This window comes from Kordia zhangzhouensis, assembly GCF_001005305.1.
Lineage (GTDB): Bacteria > Bacteroidota > Bacteroidia > Flavobacteriales > Flavobacteriaceae > Kordia > Kordia zhangzhouensis.
In genome coordinates, this window is sequence record NZ_LBMH01000015.1 from 44,036 (window position 1) to 62,467 (window position 18,432).

General features: G+C 33.7%; 16 protein-coding genes. 12 read left to right on the forward strand and 4 right to left on the reverse strand.

Translation table 11 applies throughout. The features are described from left to right. Positions 1-50: 50 nt before the first annotated feature. Both recA and AA088_RS16230 read right to left on the reverse strand, forming a co-directional pair. A complete protein-coding gene (gene recA / locus AA088_RS16225) occupies positions 51-1,058 on the reverse strand; it encodes a recombinase RecA (protein WP_046746089.1) in 1,008 nt (335 codons plus the stop codon). A 382-nt stretch (positions 1,059-1,440) separates the two neighbouring features. Then, positions 1,441-2,019 carry a hypothetical protein gene (locus AA088_RS16230; RefSeq protein ID WP_046746090.1) on the reverse strand — a complete coding sequence of 193 codons (579 nt, stop codon included), beginning with the start codon at positions 2,017-2,019 and terminating at the stop codon, positions 1,441-1,443. Positions 2,020-2,219: 200 nt separating this feature from the next. On the opposite strand from AA088_RS16230, the gene trhO reads away from it, so the two are divergent. The 9 genes from trhO (at position 2,220) to AA088_RS16275 (ending at position 13,044) form a co-directional block, all read left to right on the forward strand. Further along, the gene (gene trhO / locus AA088_RS16235; protein ID WP_046746091.1) at positions 2,220-3,251 is read left to right on the forward strand and encodes an oxygen-dependent tRNA uridine(34) hydroxylase TrhO; all 1,032 of its coding nucleotides are present in this window, start codon (positions 2,220-2,222) and stop codon (positions 3,249-3,251) included. Positions 3,252-3,253: 2 nt separating this feature from the next. Further along, complete coding sequence (locus AA088_RS16240) at positions 3,254-4,498, forward strand: peptidase U32 family protein (protein ID WP_157547295.1); 1,245 nt, start codon at positions 3,254-3,256, stop codon at positions 4,496-4,498. After that, positions 4,498-4,728, forward strand: a complete 231-nt coding sequence (locus tag AA088_RS16245) for a ferredoxin (RefSeq protein ID WP_046746093.1) — start codon at positions 4,498-4,500, stop codon at positions 4,726-4,728. The genes AA088_RS16240 and AA088_RS16245 overlap by 1 nt, the downstream gene beginning before the upstream one ends. A gap of 103 nt (positions 4,729-4,831) precedes the next feature. After that, on the forward strand, positions 4,832-6,127 hold the full coding sequence (locus AA088_RS16250) for a PSP1 domain-containing protein (protein ID WP_046746094.1): 1,296 nt from the start codon (positions 4,832-4,834) through the stop codon (positions 6,125-6,127). Next, positions 6,111-6,599: a gliding motility lipoprotein GldH gene (locus AA088_RS16255; protein WP_046746095.1), complete on the forward strand. Its 489-nt coding sequence runs from the start codon at positions 6,111-6,113 to the stop codon at positions 6,597-6,599. The genes AA088_RS16250 and AA088_RS16255 overlap by 17 nt, the downstream gene beginning before the upstream one ends. Positions 6,600-6,618: 19 nt before the next feature. Next, positions 6,619-8,973 (forward strand): penicillin-binding protein 1A, encoded by a 2,355-nt coding sequence (locus AA088_RS16260; RefSeq protein WP_046746108.1) that lies wholly within the window; start codon positions 6,619-6,621, stop codon positions 8,971-8,973. A 74-nt stretch (positions 8,974-9,047) separates the two neighbouring features. Beyond that, on the forward strand, positions 9,048-9,746 hold the full coding sequence (locus AA088_RS16265; protein ID WP_046746096.1) for a CoA transferase subunit A: 699 nt from the start codon (positions 9,048-9,050) through the stop codon (positions 9,744-9,746). A 154-nt stretch (positions 9,747-9,900) separates the two neighbouring features. Then, the gene (locus AA088_RS16270) at positions 9,901-10,557 is read left to right on the forward strand and encodes a CoA transferase subunit B (protein WP_046746097.1); all 657 of its coding nucleotides are present in this window, start codon (positions 9,901-9,903) and stop codon (positions 10,555-10,557) included. Between the two features lie 252 nt (positions 10,558-10,809). Next, positions 10,810-13,044 carry a M43 family zinc metalloprotease gene (locus AA088_RS16275; RefSeq protein WP_046746098.1) on the forward strand — a complete coding sequence of 745 codons (2,235 nt, stop codon included), beginning with the start codon at positions 10,810-10,812 and terminating at the stop codon, positions 13,042-13,044. Between the two features lie 443 nt (positions 13,045-13,487). Here AA088_RS16275 and AA088_RS16280 read toward each other — a convergent pair whose 3' ends face one another. Both AA088_RS16280 and AA088_RS16285 read right to left on the reverse strand, forming a co-directional pair. Further along, positions 13,488-14,174, reverse strand: a complete 687-nt coding sequence (locus AA088_RS16280) for a helix-turn-helix domain-containing protein (RefSeq protein WP_082106816.1) — start codon at positions 14,172-14,174, stop codon at positions 13,488-13,490. A gap of 97 nt (positions 14,175-14,271) precedes the next feature. Further along, complete coding sequence (locus AA088_RS16285) at positions 14,272-14,622, reverse strand: hypothetical protein (RefSeq protein ID WP_046746100.1); 351 nt, start codon at positions 14,620-14,622, stop codon at positions 14,272-14,274. A gap of 252 nt (positions 14,623-14,874) precedes the next feature. On the opposite strand from AA088_RS16285, the gene AA088_RS16290 reads away from it, so the two are divergent. From AA088_RS16290 to AA088_RS16300, 3 genes are all read left to right on the forward strand, one after another. Then, positions 14,875-16,566 (forward strand): helix-turn-helix domain-containing protein, encoded by a 1,692-nt coding sequence (locus AA088_RS16290; RefSeq protein WP_157547289.1) that lies wholly within the window; start codon positions 14,875-14,877, stop codon positions 16,564-16,566. Between the two features lie 117 nt (positions 16,567-16,683). Continuing rightward, positions 16,684-16,899 (forward strand): hypothetical protein, encoded by a 216-nt coding sequence (locus tag AA088_RS18560; RefSeq protein WP_046746102.1) that lies wholly within the window; start codon positions 16,684-16,686, stop codon positions 16,897-16,899. A 14-nt stretch (positions 16,900-16,913) separates the two neighbouring features. Continuing rightward, positions 16,914-18,432: S8 family serine peptidase (locus AA088_RS16300; protein ID WP_046746103.1), on the forward strand; the 1,519-nt coding region annotated here is incomplete at its 3' end.

Sequence of the window (18,432 nt, forward strand, 5' to 3'; positions counted from 1 at the left end):
GGTTGCGTATAAAAATAAAAAAATCCCTAAATAGGGATTTTTTTAATGATTTAGCTATTAGCAATAGCTTCTTTTATTTTTGTTTCGAGTTCTTCAAGTAACTCAGGATTATCTTCCAGGAGTGTTTTTACAGCATCACGACCTTGACCGAGTTTGGAGTCGCCATAACTAAACCAAGATCCACTTTTTTTAATAATTTCATAATTGACACCAATATCTAAAATTTCTCCAATTTTAGAAACACCTGTTCCGTACATAATATCAAACTCTACAGTTTTAAAAGGTGGAGCGACTTTGTTTTTCACTACTTTGACACGTGTTTTATTTCCTTTTACATCACCATCAGTTCCTTTAATCTGAGTAGAACGTCTGATATCCAAACGTACAGAAGCGTAAAACTTTAAAGCATTTCCTCCAGTAGTGGTTTCTGGATTTCCGAACATTACCCCAATTTTTTCACGTAATTGGTTAATGAAAATTACGGTACAATTGGTTTTACTTATAGAAGCTGTTAATTTACGAAGTGCTTGAGACATCAAACGCGCATGTAATCCCATTTTCGAATCACCCATTTCTCCTTCTATTTCACTTTTTGGAGTCAATGCGGCAACAGAGTCAATCACTACAATGTCAATAGCTCCCGAACGAATCAAATTATCAGCAATTTCCAAAGCTTGCTCTCCATGATCTGGTTGAGAAATAATCAAGTTATCGATATCAACGCCTAGTTTTTCTGCATAAAAACGATCAAAAGCATGTTCTGCATCAATAAAAGCGGCAATACCTCCTTTTTTCTGAGCTTCTGCCATTGCATGAAGTGTCAACGTTGTTTTACCTGATGATTCAGGTCCAAAAATCTCAATAATTCTTCCTCTTGGATAACCACCTACGCCCAAAGCTATGTCTAACCCAAGCGAACCTGAAGAGATTGTATCTACATCTTCTACTACAGAATCTCCTAGCTTCATGACAGAACCTTTTCCGTAAGTTTTGTCTAGTTTATCTAACGTAAGCTTCAGTGCTTTTAATTTTGCGTCTTTTTCTTTATCTGAACTCATTATGTCAATTTTCTATTAATTTGAATGTTGCTAAATTACTATTTCTTTTTACTGAAAACAATTTGTCATTTTTCATTTTAGCAATCTACAGGCAAAAAAAAATGATTATTGAAACGCAACCTTTTAAACAAACTTGAATCTAGTGAATAAAATTGCATCATAAATATGAGAATTTTAAACAGATTTATTTACCAAAAAAGAGATAACGCTTCGGTTCCTTTATTTGGGAATTGCAAGCTTGATGGTGGCTAGCTTCATTGTTAATTTGTACTCTTTAATAGAGAAAATTAATATTAACAATGAATTAGCTAGTAAAAGTGCTTCTTACCTTAGGAAGCACTTTTATTTTTTCCCGTAGTTGCAGTAAAAAGTTTTTTTCACTCTAAAAAATGATCTTTTTTTCCTTCAAAATTGTACTAATCTCAGGAGGTAAATCAATCAAGCTGTTAAAAAAATCATCCATAAAGCCACTAGATTCATCCGATAAACAATCGTCTAATAATTTAATGGCTTTCTCGCCTAATAAATTTGCCGAACCTATTACTAGATTTTCCGATACATATGCAGACAATTCATACTCATATAATTCTTCCATAGTTTTTTTTGTTACTGCACATATGGGCTTAGGCAAATAATCTTTATAAACGTCTGTAATTACAATTTGAATATTTGGACTCAATCCTGGATATTCTTTAGCGAGTTTTTCAAAAGCGCTCAATGTTTCCTTTGAAAAATTATTGGAATAGGTTTCTGAGCAATCTTGACACATTACAAGTTCAAAATTTAAAACAAACGAATCTTCCAAACTTAACCGCGAAAAACTTTTACAAATAGTATACTTGACATTAGTTAAATTTTGATGGCAAAGCGTACAATTTGCAAAAGGTTGTTTTGTGTTCTCACTATATAACCATTCTGGAATCGGTTTGCCGAATTGCTCTGCAAATGATTTTTCTGCCATATCTTACCTTATACTCTTCGTTGCTCAATTAGTAATATCCTAAAAATACATGAATTATTTCAAACGTAGCTTGTAAAATGTACAAGCGTAGAAATTTATGTATAAGCGTTGATTTTTATGTCAAATAGGACCTAATTCTCTCAAAAAATGTACTTTTGCGAAAAATATTGACACTTTATAACTTAAAAAATTGATATAGCATGCAACTGTACAATAAATTAAGTGCTAAAGAAAGAGCCGAACTTATCGAAAAAGCGGGTAAGGATCGAATGACGATATCTTTCTATCAGTACGCCAAAATTGGAAATCCAGAAATTTTACGAAATCATTTATTTATCAATTGGGACAAACTAGAAGTTCTTGGGCGAATTTATGTGTCTTATGAAGGAATAAATGCACAACTCTCAGTTCCTGCAGAAAATTTCAACGCATTCAAAACACACTTGGATACAATTTCTTTTCTGGAAAATGTTCGTTTAAACGTGGCTATAGAACAAGATAATATGTCTTTCCTAAAGTTGAAAGTAAAAGTGAGAGATAAAATTGTAGCCGATGGACTCAATGATGATAGTTTTGATGTTACCAACAAAGGAATTCATGTCGCTGCCGAAGAATTCAACAACTTATTGGACGATGAGAATACGATTCTTGTAGATATGCGAAACCACTATGAAAGTGAGATAGGTCATTTTAAAGGAGCTATTACACCCGATGTGGATACATTTAGAGAATCATTGCCAATTATTGAAGAAGATCTTTCTGAGCATAAAGAAGATAAAAACTTAGTAATGTATTGCACAGGAGGAATTCGCTGCGAAAAAGCAAGTGCGTACTTTAAGCATAAAGGCTTCAAGAAAGTATATCAATTAGAAGGAGGAATTATTAATTATGCTCGCCAAGTAGAAGAGCAAAACTTAGAAAATAAATTTATCGGTAAAAATTTTGTATTCGATCACCGTAGAGGAGAGCGTATCTCTGATGATATTATTGCAAACTGCCATCAGTGTGGTAATCCATGCGATACACATGTAAACTGTGCCAATGAAGCGTGTCATCTATTATTTATTCAATGTGAGTCATGCGCCGAAAAAATGAATAATTGTTGTTCGGAAGAGTGTAAAGAAGTACATAGCTTACCTGAAGAAGTACAAAAAGAACTTCGCAAGGGAAAAGAAGTAAGTAATAAAATTTTCAAAAAAGGACGTTCAGAGGTTTTAAAATTCAAAAAATAATGATGCAGCATATAGAATTAATGGCACCTGCAGGAAATTTTGAATCCTTACAGGCTGCTTTAGATAATGGAGCAGATTCTGTTTACTTCGGAGTAGAACAGTTGAACATGAGAGCGCGAGCTTCTATCAATTTTACATTAGATGATTTAGAAGAAATCTCTTCTCGCTGCAAAGCAAAAAATGTACGTACCTATCTTACGCTGAACACAATTATTTACGATCATGATTTATCAATTGTCAAAACATTGATAAAAAGAGCTAAAGAAGCAGATATTACAGCAGTAATTGCTATGGATCAAGCAGTAATCGCTACCGCTAGAGAAGCAAATATGGAAGTTCATATTTCTACGCAAATAAACATTACAAATATTGAAACGGTAAAGTTTTATGCAATGTTTGCAGATACAATGGTACTCAGTAGAGAATTAAGTTTGCGACAAGTAAAAAAAATTACCGAACAAATAGAAAAAGAACAAATCAAAGGACCTTCAGGGAAATTAGTTGAGATAGAAATATTTGGCCATGGAGCATTGTGTATGGCGGTTTCGGGAAAATGCTATATGAGTTTGCATTCACACAACTCTTCTGCGAACAGAGGTGCATGTAAACAAAACTGTCGTAAAAAATATACGGTAATTGACCAAGAAACTGGTTTTGAAATGGAGTTGGATAACGAGTATATCATGTCTCCGAAAGATTTATGTACTATCGATTTTTTAGATCAAATTTCAGAAGCAGGGATTAAAGTTCTTAAAATAGAAGGCAGAGGTAGAGCACCCGAATATGTTGCAAGAGTTATCAAATGTTACCGAGAAGCTATTGATAGTATTGCAACGGGAACTTACAACAAGCAGCAAGTTATTGAATGGATGCAAGAACTTGAAAAAGTATACAATCGCGGGTTTTGGAGTGGTTATTACTTAGGGCAAAAACTAGGCGAATGGAGTAAAGGATCAGGTTCACACGCCACTCAAAAAAAGGTTTACATTGGAAAAGGAATGCACTTTTTTCCTAAATCAATGATTGGCGAATTTAAAATTGAAGCCTTCGACCTCACAATTGGAGATACCATCTTAATCACAGGGCCTACCACAGGAGCGAAAGAAGTAGTTGTTCGTGAAATGTTAGTAAATGATGAAAAGCAAATTAAAGGAACCAAAGGAGACTCAATTACGATGCCATTAGAGTTTAGGATTCGTCCATCAGACAAACTATATAAAATTGTAGAAACTAAGATTGAAGCATAATGGTAGTTATTACACTACAAAGGAATAAATGTATAGGCTGTAATTATTGTGTGGAATTAGCTCCAGAGCAATTTCAAATGTCTAAAAAAGATGGGAAATCTGTTTTATTAAAAGCAACAGAAAAAAAAGGATTTCATACAATAAAATCACATGATCATATCATTTATGATGATTGCATGCAAGCGTCTAAAGCATGTCCTGTAAAAATTATTGATGTAAAGCTCGTTTAGAGGCGATGTATAGAATTAAAATAATGAGTATCTTTACGACTTTAGAGAAAAATACGAACCCTATATCTGTTTCCCCGAAAAAACAGATTCTATATACAAAAATATGAGTTGCAACAATTGTTCAACTGGTAAAGATGGCCAACCAAGAGGCTGCAAGAACAATGGAACTTGTGGCACAGATAGCTGTAATAAACTTACAGTATTCAATTGGTTATCAAACATGTCGCTACCTAGCAATCAAAAACCATTTGATTGTGTTGAGGTGCGTTTTAAAAACAGTAGAAAACATTTTTATAGAAATACAGAAGATTTATCACTAAGTATAGGTGACATTGTCGCTACCGAAGCTTCTCCTGGACACGATGTTGGAATTGTGACGCTTACTGGAGAATTGGTTCGTGTACAAATGAAAAAGAAAAAAGTAAATCCTACTAGTGAAGAAATCAAAAAAGTCTATCGAAAAGCCTCACAAAAAGATATTGATGTTTGGTCACGAGCTCGTGATCGAGAAGAAGAGATTAAAAAACGTTCCCGCGAATTAGCCATTGCTTTGGGACTAGAAATGAAGATTTCGGATGTTGAATTTCAAGGAGACGGTTCAAAAGCTACATTTTATTACACTGCCGAAGATCGTGTTGACTTTCGTCAGTTAATTAAAGATATGGCAAAAGCATTCAGTATTCGTATAGAAATGCGTCAAATAGGATTTCGTCAAGAAGCAGCTCGTTTGGGCGGAATTGGTTCTTGCGGAAGAGAACTTTGTTGTTCAACATGGCTTACCGATTTTCGTTCGGTAAACACAGCTGCCGCTAGATATCAACAATTATCACTCAATCCACAAAAATTAGCAGGACAATGTGGAAAACTAAAATGTTGTCTTAATTTTGAATTAGATGCCTATCTAGAAGCTTTGCAACAGTTTCCTAAAAACGATATAAAACTCTATACTGAAAAAGGAATTGCTGTTTGTCAAAAAACAGACATCTTTAAAGGATATCTGTGGTATGCATACGAAGGAGAATGGATGAATTGGCATAAGCTTACCACTGAGCAAGCAAATGAAATCATTGAACTCAATGCACAAAAGAAAAAAGTTGCTAGTTTAGAAGAATATGCTTCTGAATTGGCAGACGAACATACTAAAACAGACTTTGAAAACGTTGTAGGACAAGACAGTCTTACGCGATTTGACAAAAAAACCACTCGAAACCGAAAAAGAAGAGGCGCTCAAAACAAGAAAAAGCGTAAAAACAACCATTCTGGAGCACAAAATAATCCGGGCAAAAACACTAAAAGCAATAGTAGTCAGCCTAGAGCAAAAAATAGTGCCAAGAATACGAACGGTAACAAGAATAACAAACGACGTAAAAAACCAAACAAAAATGCGAATCCTAAATAAATGTGCATTTTTACTTTGTATTCTTAGTACAGTTGTGTTGATTTCATGTGATGGAAAACGCATATATGATGAATATGCTTCTGTCGATAACTCATGGAATAAAGAAACTTCTTTATCATTCAAATTTCAACAGCCAGATACGATAAACAAATACAACTTGTTTATCAATGTAAGAAATACGAACGAATATGAATTTCGTAACTTATTTCTTATTGTACACATGAACTTTCCAAACGGAAATGTTGTTTCAGATACTCTTGAGTATGAAATGGCAGCTCCCAATGGAGAATGGCTTGGAGCAGGTGTGAGTACCAAAGAAAGTAAACTTTGGTACAAAGAAAATGTACGTTTCCCAGAAGAAGGAACTTACGAAGTAAACATCCAACAAGCCATGCGAAAAATTAATGAACCTAAAGGAGTCCAAAGCTTAAAAGGAATTTCTGAGGTTGGCTTTAGAATTGAAAAAAAATAATACAAACAACGTATTGAAAATGGCAAAAAAGCAGGTCAAAAAACAAGCAAATAACACAGCGTCTTACAAAAAGTATATCAAGTGGTTTTGGATTACCTTCATTTCTGGAATTAGTGGAATCTTATTACTTTTTCTACTCGCTTCTTGGGGATTTTTAGGAGATATGCCTTCGTTTGAGATTTTAGAGAATCCTCAAACCAATCTTGCAAGTCAAGTATTGTCTTCTGATGGCAAAATACTAGGGAAATACTATTTAAAAGACAATCGTACTCCTGTTGATTATAAAGACTTACCGAAAGATTTAGTAAATGCGCTAATTGCTACCGAAGATGCTCGTTTTCATAACCATTCTGGAATTGATGTACGAGGAACACTTCGCGCAGTAATTAAACTAGGAAGTGGTGGTGGAGCTTCCACAATTTCACAACAATTAGCAAAACAATTATTTCACGGAGAAGGTTCCAAAAACCTACCGCAACGAATCATTCAAAAAATAAAAGAATGGGTTATTGCCACACGTTTGGAGCGTCAATATACAAAGGAAGAAATCATTGCGATGTATTTCAATATTTATGACTTTGGTAACAATGCAGACGGAATTCGATCAGCTGCAAGAATTTATTTTGGAAAAGAACCACAGGATTTAAAAATTGAAGAATCTGCTATGTTGGTAGGAATGTTTAAAAACTCTTCGCTATACAATCCACGTAGAAATCCTGAAGGAGTAAAAAACAGACGAAATGTGGTGTTTGCTCAAATGTATAAGTATGAGTACATTACCGAAGAAGCCAAAGATTCATTACAAGCGTTGCCACTCACAATCAATTACACACCAGAGTCTCACAATGAAGGTTTAGGAACCTATTTTAGAGAACACTTAAAAGGATTCCTAAAAAGTTGGGTAAATGAAAACCCTAAAGAAGATGGTGAAAAATACAATATCTATCTTGACGGATTGAAAATCTACACAACGATAGATTCGCGCATGCAGCAGTATGCAGAAGAAGCAGTAGAGCAACATATGAAAAACTTACAAGCAGAGTTTTTTCATCAAAACACTAAAAAGCGTAACAAAAATGCACCTTTTGCAAAAGATGTAGAACAAAGCTCTATAGATATTGCTTTAGATAGAGCAATGCGACAATCTGAACGTTGGCGTGTAATGAAAGAAGAAGGTAAATCTGAAAAAGAAATCATTGCTTCTTTCGATAAAAAAACACCAATGACTGTATTCTCATGGAAAGAAAAAAATAACCGTTTAGATACCATCATGACGCCACGTGATTCAATTATCTATTCAAAATTTTTCTTACGAGCTAGTTTTATGTCGCTTGAGCCACAAACAGGACAAGTAAAAGCTTGGGTTGGTGGTATCAACTATAAAAACTTTAAATACGATATGGTAAAGCAAGGAAAGCGACAAATTGGATCAACCTTTAAGCCATTTGTATATGCTACCGCTATTGACCAGTTGCATTTATCGCCATGCGATTCTATGCCAAACGGACCATTCTGTATTCCTGAAGGCAAATACAATTTATTAGAACCTTGGTGTCCAAAAAACTCAGATGGGCAATATGATGGCATGCGAACCCTTAAAAGCGCTTTGGCTAACTCTGTAAATACGGTAACAGCACGATTAATGGACAAAGTCGGACCAGCCAATGTACGCTCGCTTGCACAACGACTAGGTGTAGAAGCAGACATTCCCGAAGTTCCTTCTATTGGATTAGGAACACCAGATATCTCTCTGTATGAAATGTTAGGTGCGTATGGTACATTTGTCAACCAAGGTGTATACGTAAAACCAGTGATTGTGACACGTATTGAAGACAAAAATGGAACGATACTATATGAATTTGTACCTGAAACCAAAGATGTATTAAGTGAAGAGGTAGCTTATACAGTAGTAAACTTAATGGAAGGAGTAACTCAAAGTGGTTCGGGGCAACGATTGCGTCATAAATGGGCAGGTAAAACCGCTGTTTACAAAGATATCATTACAGGGTATCCGTACGAATTCAAAAATCCGATTGCTGGAAAAACAGGAACTACGCAAAACAACAGTGACGGTTGGTTTATAGGAATGGTGCCAAATTTAATTTCTGGAGCATGGGTTGGAGGAGAAGATCGTCAAGTACGATTTGCTACGACTACATATGGACAAGGTGCATCAATGGCACTACCTATCTGGGCATTATTTATGAAAAAATGCTATGCTGATGAATCTCTATCCGTTTCTAAAGAGAACTTCCCGAAACCTGAAGAGGAAATGACTATTAATGTTGATTGTTCCAAGGCAGGTTCAGATACTAATGATGACAAAGGAAATGATCAAAACAACGATAAGTTGGAAGGAATCGATTTTGATTAAATCTTTTTAAATTATTCTGAAAAATTAGAAACATCTTTTGAAAATTTCGTAATTTTCAATCAAAATTCTGATTGATGATTAACAAAAAAATAGATACTGTACAACAGGCTGTTGAAGGTGTTACTGATAACATGACCTTAATGCTCGGCGGTTTTGGTTTGTGTGGAATTCCTGAAAATGCAATTGCTGAATTGGTAAAACTTGGCGTTCAGAATCTTACCTGTATTTCAAACAATGCAGGAGTAGACGATTTTGGTCTTGGATTGCTATTACAACAACGTCAAATTAAAAAAATGATCTCTTCGTATGTTGGAGAAAATGACGAGTTTGAACGTCAGATGCTCTCAGGTGAACTCGAGGTAGAATTGACTCCACAAGGAACATTGGCTGAGAAATGTAGAGCTGCTCAAGCAGGATTTCCTGCATTTTATACACCTGCAGGATATGGAACAGAAGTCGCAGAAGGAAAAGAATCGAGAGAGTTTAACGGAAAAATGTATATTCTTGAAAAGGCGTATGAGGCTGACTTTGCCTTTGTAAAGGCTTGGAAAGGTGATGAAGCAGGAAATTTAATTTTTAAAGGAACAGCGAGAAACTTTAATCCGTGTATGTGTGGAGCGGCTAAAATCACTGTTGCCGAAGTAGAAGAGTTAGTGCCAGTAGGTGAACTTGATCCAAATCATATCCATATTCCTGGAATTTTTGTACAACGAATCTTTCAAGGAAAAAATTACGAAAAGCGTATTGAACAACGCACAGTTAGAACACGCTAATCTGATTGTGAGTATGCAAGGCTTGTTACGTTGATATAATAGATCTCTATAGAAATTTATCTTTTCCGAAGAGGTAAAAAATATTTCAAAGTAGTTCTCAAACCTTCAAATTAGCACATTTTCAAAATACTAAAGACATACAACATCATATAAAATGTTAGACAAAAACGGAATAGCAAAACGAATTGCAAAAGAAGTCAAAGACGGTTACTATGTTAACTTAGGGATTGGAATACCTACATTAGTTGCCAACTTTGTACGCGATGATATTGAAGTAGAATTTCAAAGCGAAAATGGCGTGTTGGGTATGGGACCTTTTCCATACCAAGGCGAAGAAGATGCAGATATTATCAATGCAGGAAAACAAACCATTACCACTTTACCAGGAGCAAGTTTCTTTGACTCTGCTATGAGTTTCTCCATGATTAGAGGACAACATGTTGATCTTACTATTTTAGGAGCTATGGAAGTAGCTGAGAATGGAGATATTGCCAATTGGAAAATTCCAGGAAAAATGGTCAAAGGAATGGGAGGAGCGATGGATTTGGTTGCCTCTGCAGAAAATATTATTGTGGCTATGATGCATACCAATAAAAAAGGAGAATCCAAACTATTAAAAAAATGCTCATTACCTCTTACTGGTGTAGGATGTGTAAAAAAGATTGTGACCAATCTGGCTGTTCTGGAAGTGACAAACAAAGGATTCAAACTCTTAGAAAGAGCGCCAGGTATTACCGTTGAAGAAATCAAAAAAGCTACAGAAGGCACTCTCATCATAGAAGGAGAAATCCCAGAAATGGAAATAGCCTAATTTTTACTGTACAAACAAATAAAAAAAGCGTCTAAAATACATTTTAGACGCTTTTTTTATAAGCTCTAAGTTCTTTAACATACGATTAATGAGGAATTCTTGATTTGAAAAATTTTTAAGAATCTCGAAACATTTCGTGCATTTCATCGAAAAAAAATACATTTAATCGGATAATCCATAAAAAATTAACATATTTGATACGCTTATATCTGTAAGCAAAATCTAAAAACCAACCAAAAATTAACTTTTAATATGAAAAAAATCTTTACTCATTCTCTTTTCTTATTAAGTTTATTGTGTGTTGGAATGATGTCTGCGCAAGATCGCAACTGTTCTACCATGGATAACTTAGAATTTAGAAAACAACAAGACCCACAGTTGGAAGCTCGAATGCAACAAATTGAAGAATTTACGCGCCAGCGTATCCAAGAAATGGGATCGCAAGAAAGTATCTCAGGAAACATTATCACGATTCCTGTTGTTGTACACGTAGTGTACAGAACTACTCAAGAAAACATCAGTGACGCTCAAATTCAGTCACAAATAGATGTTCTTAATGAAGACTTTAGACGAACCAATGCTGATGCAGATAACAGATGGTCACAAGCGGCCGATACTGAGATTCAGTTCTGTTTGGCTTCTGTTGATCCTAATGGAAATCCAACTACAGGGATTACCAGAAAATCATCAACTAGAACATCATGGGGAACAAATGATGCTATCAAAAGTTCAGCACAAGGAGGAGTTGATCCTTGGAACACTAGTGAATACCTTAATATGTGGGTAGGAAATATAGGTAGTGGAATTTTAGGGTATGCACAATTTCCAGGAGGTAGTGCGGCTACTGATGGAGTTGTGATGAGTCCTCAATATTTTGGAAGTAGTGCAAAAGGCTCAGGATTTTACCTATCGGCTCCTTTTGACTTAGGAAGAACAACGACACATGAAGTTGGTCACTACTTAAACTTACGTCATATTTGGGGAGATGGAAATTGTAATGTTGACGATTTTGTAACTGATACACCAACCTCAGATGCTCCAAACTATGGATGTACACCTACGCATGTTTCTTGTAGCAGCACAGATATGGTACAAAACTATATGGACTATTCAGATGATGGATGTATGAACTTGTTCACTGCAGGACAAAAAGCTCGTATGCGTGCGGTACTAGATGCGGGAGGAGTAAGAAGAAGTTTAGCATTATCAGATAAATGTAGCTCTACGCCACCACCACCGCCAACTTGTGATGATGGTATCCAAAATGGAGACGAAACAGGAGTAGATTGTGGAGGTTCATTATGTGCACCATGTCAATCTGGTTGTTCAGAAAATGAAGTAACTATTACAATCACTTTTGATAATTATCCTGAAGAAACATCTTGGTCTATCGTAACTGATGGAGGATCAACAGTGGCATCAAATAGCTATTCAACAGCAAACCCTGATGGGTCTACAGTGACAGAAACATATTGTTTACCGGATGATTGTTATACATTCACAATCAATGACTCGTACGGAGACGGAATGTGCTGTACATATGGAAGTGGATCGTACACAATTACAGGACCAAACGGTGTTATCAAGTCTGGAGGAAGCTTTACAAGTTCGGAAGCTACCGATTTCTGCTTTGGAAGCACACCACCAACACCAACCTGTGATGATGGTATCCAAAATGGAGATGAAACAGGAGTAGACTGTGGAGGTTCATCATGTGCGCCATGTCAAACAGGAGGAACAACAGTGCTGCATGAAGGATATTTTGAAACAGGCCTTGATGGATGGGAAGATGGAGGAAGCGACTGTTTCCGATATAGTGGAAGCTTCTCATACGAAGGAAATTACTCAATCCGTTTACGTGATAACTCTGGAACAGCTTCTGCAATGACTTCTGAAGCATTTGACTTACGTGGTTTCGATCAAGTAGAATTCAAATTCTATTTCTATCCTAACTCAATGGAGAGCGGAGAAGATTTCTGGGTACGCTACTACAATGGTTCAACTTGGAGTACAGTTGCTACGTATGCAAGTGGTACTAGTTTCTCTAATGGAAACTTCTACTCGGCAACAATAACGCTAGACAGTTCTCAAGTAAACTTTGCTTCAAATTCTCAATTTAGAATACAGTGTGATGCGAGTGCAAACTCTGACCAAGTATACATTGATCAAGTTACCATTACAGGAATCAATGGAGCAGGAGCAAGAATAGAAGCAGATGGAGTACAACAATTACGTACAGGACCACAAGGATCAGCAGCAGGCGACATCTTGATTACGCCAACAGTAACTCGTGGAGGTATTACAATCAATTTGGCAAGCTACAATATCAATTCTGCATACAGAGTACTAAACTTATTAGGGCAAACTGTAAAAACAGGAACGATAAAAGATGGACGATTGAATGTAAGTGAACTTAAGTCTGGAGTATACTTATTAGAAGTAACAGATGAAGAAGAAAAAATTATTCAGAAGTTTGTGAAGCAATAGTAACGACTTTTAAATAATTCCATAAACTTTGAAACTCCCAAGAATATTTTCTTGGGAGTTTTTTAATATCACAATTAGAGCCCTGATTCAATTGCTTTATGTATTTATTTTGAATGATGATTCGTGGTTGCAGTTACTTGTAAAATTTCCTTGGCATAATATAAATATGAGAATCTTTTTGATTTGCTTCTAGAGTAATTTTTACGTTAGTATGTTCCTTATCAAACTCTCGAGTTGTAAACTTTTTAACTTTTTCATAAGCCTTCCTAAGCAGTTTTAATTGGTTCAGCCGTTTTATATGTTGGTAGAGGTTTAAAGAATTAGGTGTTTTATTTGTACACTATCTACTTCTTTCATTAAGGATTCATATTCTACATCTGTAATGCCATATATATCCGCTTAAATATGTCATCATCTTATGTCGATTAAATAGGGATAAATAGCTAAAAATTTAGTTTTTCTACATAACCTGTTACTGTTTCTCCTGTTCGTTTTCTAAATGCTTTTGTAAAAGATTCTCGAGTGCTAAATCCTGCTTCATTTGCCATTGTACTTACGGTATATTTCCGGTAATGTTCACTACTTTTTAATTGCTGAATACTGTATTGAATTCGTAGGTCATTAATGTACTTTCGAAAGCTTTTAAGTTTATAGTTATTAATTACTTTAGAAGCATATTTGGTATTGGTGTGTAATTTTTTAGCTAACTGATGTAATGAAAGATTTTGATTCAAAAAACCTTGTTCCTTTTCAAACAACTTCAAGTTTTCAAGAATAGCTGTAATAGTTTTGTCATCCAAACTCAATGGGTTGTTTTTTTTCTCTTGAGTATGTTCTTTCAACAAGTTAATAATTGTATTCAATCGGTTATCGCCTCGTTTTTGTAGTAAGTAAAGAATGCCAAACAAAAGGAATAAAAACACCAAAAACCCTATCAAGAAAAAGCATGTAAGCTCAAAATCTTCCTGTTGTTGTTTCAGTTCAGCTATAAGCTTATTCTGTTCTTGAATAATTAGCAAACTATCTATAGGTTGCTCTTGTTGCCTAAGTGTAGCAATTTCACTTGCATGCAAACAATGCGAGGAAAATACATAGAAAAAGCTCATTAACAGTAATTTATATATATTCATGTGTATAAATTTTTTTAAAAAAAGCCATGCGTAGTATAGGCTATGCTGCAAATAGCATGGCTTTTTAAATAGTCATAATAAAAATCAGCAATAAAACTTAACTATCGACGAGTTCAATGTCGTCCTCACTCTCATCATCGTGTTTAGAAAAACGCATGATTAAAAGAGGAATAATAATACAGGGGATTCCAATTATGGATTTTAAATAAAAATCAGGCACAAAATTTATGACAATTAGATACAGCCCGCATATCAAAAACACGACCTTACTTCGCTTAGAATCCCAAACATAGGCAGCAGATACAAACCAAATACCGATTAGGGTAAACATGGCGGTATTCAATATATAATTAATAGTATCATTGTACTTAAAAAACCAATTAGTGATTTTTCCTAGCAAAATGATTCCTAATAGAATTCTAAATATTAAAATAGGGCCTATTCTCATAATGTATATTAGTTATTGTTTTTTTTTATCCATAAGTTAAAATCTTGAATAAGATTATACATTTAATACCTAATCTGAGTTATAGTAGTAAGTTGTTTTTATTTTTAAGATTTCGCTTGTTAAAAATTAAACTGCTATTTTAGTACTCAGATTTTTTTGATTGGTGTAAATGTAACGACATAAAAATCTAAAAGTCAAGTAAAGGATTGCTCATTTCGTGGAAATGACAAGCTTAATTAAATATGTAAAAAATTGAAAATCAAAATATTAAATATAATTTCTTTATATTTATTTCTCTGCTTTATATTTCCTTCTTATGTGAATTTTCAAGAGTTTGAAAATGATAGTTTGTCGAGTAAAACTTTCGAAGAGTTACGACAAATCTTCTATACTTTAAAAGATAAAGGAGAGATAGAAAATGGTAAAAAAGTAGCTCTATATACCCTTGAAAAAGCTAAAGTTGAAAAAAATAATCGTATAATAGTAGGGTGTTATATCCGTCTTTGTAGGGTTTCATATGCAAATTCATATAAGGCATTAGGGTATTTAAATTCTGGGATGGAAATTGCAGAAGCTAATGATTATAAAGATCTCGCAGCAGGAATAAATTTTTACAGAGGCATTGTTTACACAGATTTAAACGACTACGATGCAGCAATTAAATATTATTTGAAAGGGCTTAAATATTTTAAAGGTAATGATGACTACATGTATTACACTACCTTGAGGAAAATAGGGAATATTAATTTAAGGATAAGACGAAGCGAAGAAGCAGTAGAAATTTTTAAAGAGATTATTGAATACGAAAAAAATAAAGAAACGGTTTCCAGTTCTTATATAAGTGCTTTATACTCTCTAAGTGTAGCTTACAGTGCAATTGGCGAACTGGACTCTACATCTATGATAAATAAAAAAGGGTATAATTTCGCTTTAAATAACAATGAGTTTAGCCATCTAAGATTTACTCATTCTGAAGCAGGGGTTCAATTTCTTAAAGGTAACCACTCAGCATCAAAAGATAGTTTAAAAAAAGTAATTCCGTTTCTCAAAAGTAGTAATGACTCGCCAAACCTTTCTATCGCTTACTTTTATATGGGAATGATGGCAGAGAAGGAGTTAGAAAAAATTCAATATTTTAAAAAGGTTGATAGTATATTTGAAGTAGATAAGTTTGTATTGCCAAGCTTTTGGACTGCCTTTGAAGAGCTAAAAAACTATTATAAAAATAAAGAAGATTTGAAAAATCAACTTCATTATACAGAGAAATTACTTACAATTGATACTTTGTTAAATACTGAATACATTAATATAACAGAAACACTTAATAAAGAATATAATATTCCAAAACTTCAAGAAGAAAAAGAGTTCTTGATAGAAAAACTAAGTGAGGAAAATAAGGGGTTTAAAACAAAAAATTATGTACTAATCCTTATATCTATAATATTTTTATTCTTTGTAGGATTATTATATGTAACCAAAAAAAGAAGTAAACATAGATTTCAAAAAATTATTCAATCATTAGAAAGTGACGCTGAAGAAAGAAAAACCTCCGAATCTGATTATAAAAAATCAGATCGTACAATTCCAATTAATGAAGAAGCAGTAGAAGAAATTCTAAATAGATTAGAAAAATTTGAAAAAAACAAAGAGTTTTTAAAGCCTAAATTGACACTACATACATTATCAAAAGATTTGAATACAAATAATAAGTATATGTCAATGATAATCAACAAATACAAATTAAAAAGTTTTAAAAACTATGTTAATGATTTGAGAGTGGATTATATAATCAGTAGATTGTATAAAGAAGAAAAAATGAGAAATTTTACGATTGAAGCTATTGCTGAAGAAGCTGGATTTTCTAGTACGGTAACATTTACAAGGGCTTTTACGAAAAAAACAGGGTTAAATGTTTCGTATTTCATAAAAAAAATAAAAATATGATTTCCAGTTAATTATGTTCTTTTGTATTTATCATTTCACTGAAATGATAAATGTTTTATTCTTTATTAACTATAAATAAAATTAAGTTTGTCATGTTAAATTTTAAAAATTAAAAAAATGAAAACAAGAACAAAAAAGAAAATCGTTTTGAACAAAATCAATATCGTTAGCCTTAATTCAGCTAATTGTATTCTAGCTGGTAATGACTCATTTGGTTGCCCATCAGGAGATCCTCAGAACCCTAAATGTGCTCAAGTGACAAACACAAATACTGTTATTTCTAGACAAAATATTGAAGTGTGCCGGTCTTATGTTGAGGGGAACTGTGATTAAACATTATTCAAAATATGTGCTTTAAAAAAATTTATATTCTATTCCTTTTATCTATAGGTTGTGTTGGCTCACGTAACCCGAACCAAATTAAAACTGACCCTAATAAGGAGAGAGAAGTTGATTGGTATCTTAAAGATTATCGATTAGATAGTATCCCAGGTATAGGATTAATTAAAGCACAAAATCTTTTACACAATAAAAAGAGAGATACCGTTGTTGTTGCAGTTATAGATACTGAACTAGATATTGATCATAAAGATTTAAAAGATCAAATTTGGATAAATATAAATGAAATTCCAAACAATACTATTGACGACGACAACAACGGTTACATAGACGACATTAAAGGATGGAATTTCGTTGGAACAACCAAAAAAGATGATGTTCCTTATAGTAATTATGAATATGTAAGAATAGTTAGGAAATATAAAACAAAGGAGAAAAAGAGTAGAACAGAAAACGAACTATATGATAAAGCACTAGAAGCTTACCGTCACGAAGTAAATCAGCGAAAAAAACAAATTAAAAGATATGAGCAAATAAGAACTAACTACTTAAAAGGTTCAAAGTTAGCTCAAAAATTACTTTCCAATAGCTCTTATTCCGTCGAAAAATTAGATTCTCTAAAGAGGACTTTAGTAAATGAAGATGAAAAAAATAGTATAGATACTTTAGTATATTATAAAAAATACAATGTTGATAATGAGTGGATTAATAAACGAATTGAGTTTGAAAATTTTAAACTTAATACACTACTCAATGTAAATTATAATGATCGCTATTTAACTAATGATAATCCTAATGACATACAGGATTTTCCTTATGGAAATAATAATGTACAAGGAACTTTTAAAATTAGTCACTCAACAAAAGTTTCTTCAATAATAGTCGCTTTGAAGAATGATTCTATTGTTCAAGGGGTTAATGATAAAGTAAAAATCATGCCTCTAAGTATATCCGTTGCTGGAAACGAACATGATAAAGATATCGCTTTAGCTATTCGCTATGCAGTAGACAATGGAGCAAAAGTCATTAATATGAGTATTGGTAAAAAGTTTTCACTGTATCCTAAGTGGGTAAATGAAGCTATTAAGTATGCTGAAAAAAATAATGTTTTAATTGTTACTTCTGCGGGAAATGAAGGTATAAATATTGATTTCATTGATGATTTTCCGACCGATAATTTTAATGGAAAAGAAAGTGTCGAAAACTTTATTAAAGTTGGGAATACTTCCTATCGTCTTGATTCAATGCTTATTCATAGTACTTCCAATTATGGGAAAAAGAATGTAGATATTTTTGCACCTGGAACTAAAATTAATTGTCTGACAAGATACGGAATAGTGAAAGACACTGGAACTTCCTTATCTTCTGCGGTAGTCAGTGGAATTGCGAGTTTACTTTTTTCTTGTTACCCAGACTTGACAGCACAAGAAGTGAAAGAAATTATCCTGAATTCAGGAACTTCAATTGACCTTATGGTGTTAAGACCTTATCCAGATGGAGCGAAAAGAGATCCTAATAAAGTACCTT

Excerpts from the sequence above, each read along its gene's own strand:
- recA (WP_046746089.1), bottom strand. The coding sequence starts at position 1,058 with ATGAGTTCAGATAAAGAAAAAGACGCAAAATTAAAAGCACTGAAGCTT.
- AA088_RS16230 (WP_046746090.1), bottom strand. The coding sequence starts at position 2,019 with ATGGCAGAAAAATCATTTGCAGAGCAATTCGGCAAACCGATTCCAGAA.
- trhO (WP_046746091.1), top strand. The coding sequence starts at position 2,220 with ATGCAACTGTACAATAAATTAAGTGCTAAAGAAAGAGCCGAACTTATC.
- AA088_RS16240 (WP_157547295.1), top strand. The coding sequence starts at position 3,254 with ATGCAGCATATAGAATTAATGGCACCTGCAGGAAATTTTGAATCCTTA.
- AA088_RS16245 (WP_046746093.1), top strand. The coding sequence starts at position 4,498 with ATGGTAGTTATTACACTACAAAGGAATAAATGTATAGGCTGTAATTAT.
- AA088_RS16250 (WP_046746094.1), top strand. The coding sequence starts at position 4,832 with ATGAGTTGCAACAATTGTTCAACTGGTAAAGATGGCCAACCAAGAGGC.
- AA088_RS16255 (WP_046746095.1), top strand. The coding sequence starts at position 6,111 with ATGCGAATCCTAAATAAATGTGCATTTTTACTTTGTATTCTTAGTACA.
- AA088_RS16260 (WP_046746108.1), top strand. The coding sequence starts at position 6,619 with ATGGCAAAAAAGCAGGTCAAAAAACAAGCAAATAACACAGCGTCTTAC.
- AA088_RS16265 (WP_046746096.1), top strand. The coding sequence starts at position 9,048 with ATGATTAACAAAAAAATAGATACTGTACAACAGGCTGTTGAAGGTGTT.
- AA088_RS16270 (WP_046746097.1), top strand. The coding sequence starts at position 9,901 with ATGTTAGACAAAAACGGAATAGCAAAACGAATTGCAAAAGAAGTCAAA.
- AA088_RS16275 (WP_046746098.1), top strand. The coding sequence starts at position 10,810 with ATGAAAAAAATCTTTACTCATTCTCTTTTCTTATTAAGTTTATTGTGT.
- AA088_RS16280 (WP_082106816.1), bottom strand. The coding sequence starts at position 14,174 with ATGAATATATATAAATTACTGTTAATGAGCTTTTTCTATGTATTTTCC.
- AA088_RS16285 (WP_046746100.1), bottom strand. The coding sequence starts at position 14,622 with ATGAGAATAGGCCCTATTTTAATATTTAGAATTCTATTAGGAATCATT.
- AA088_RS18560 (WP_046746102.1), top strand. The coding sequence starts at position 16,684 with ATGAAAACAAGAACAAAAAAGAAAATCGTTTTGAACAAAATCAATATC.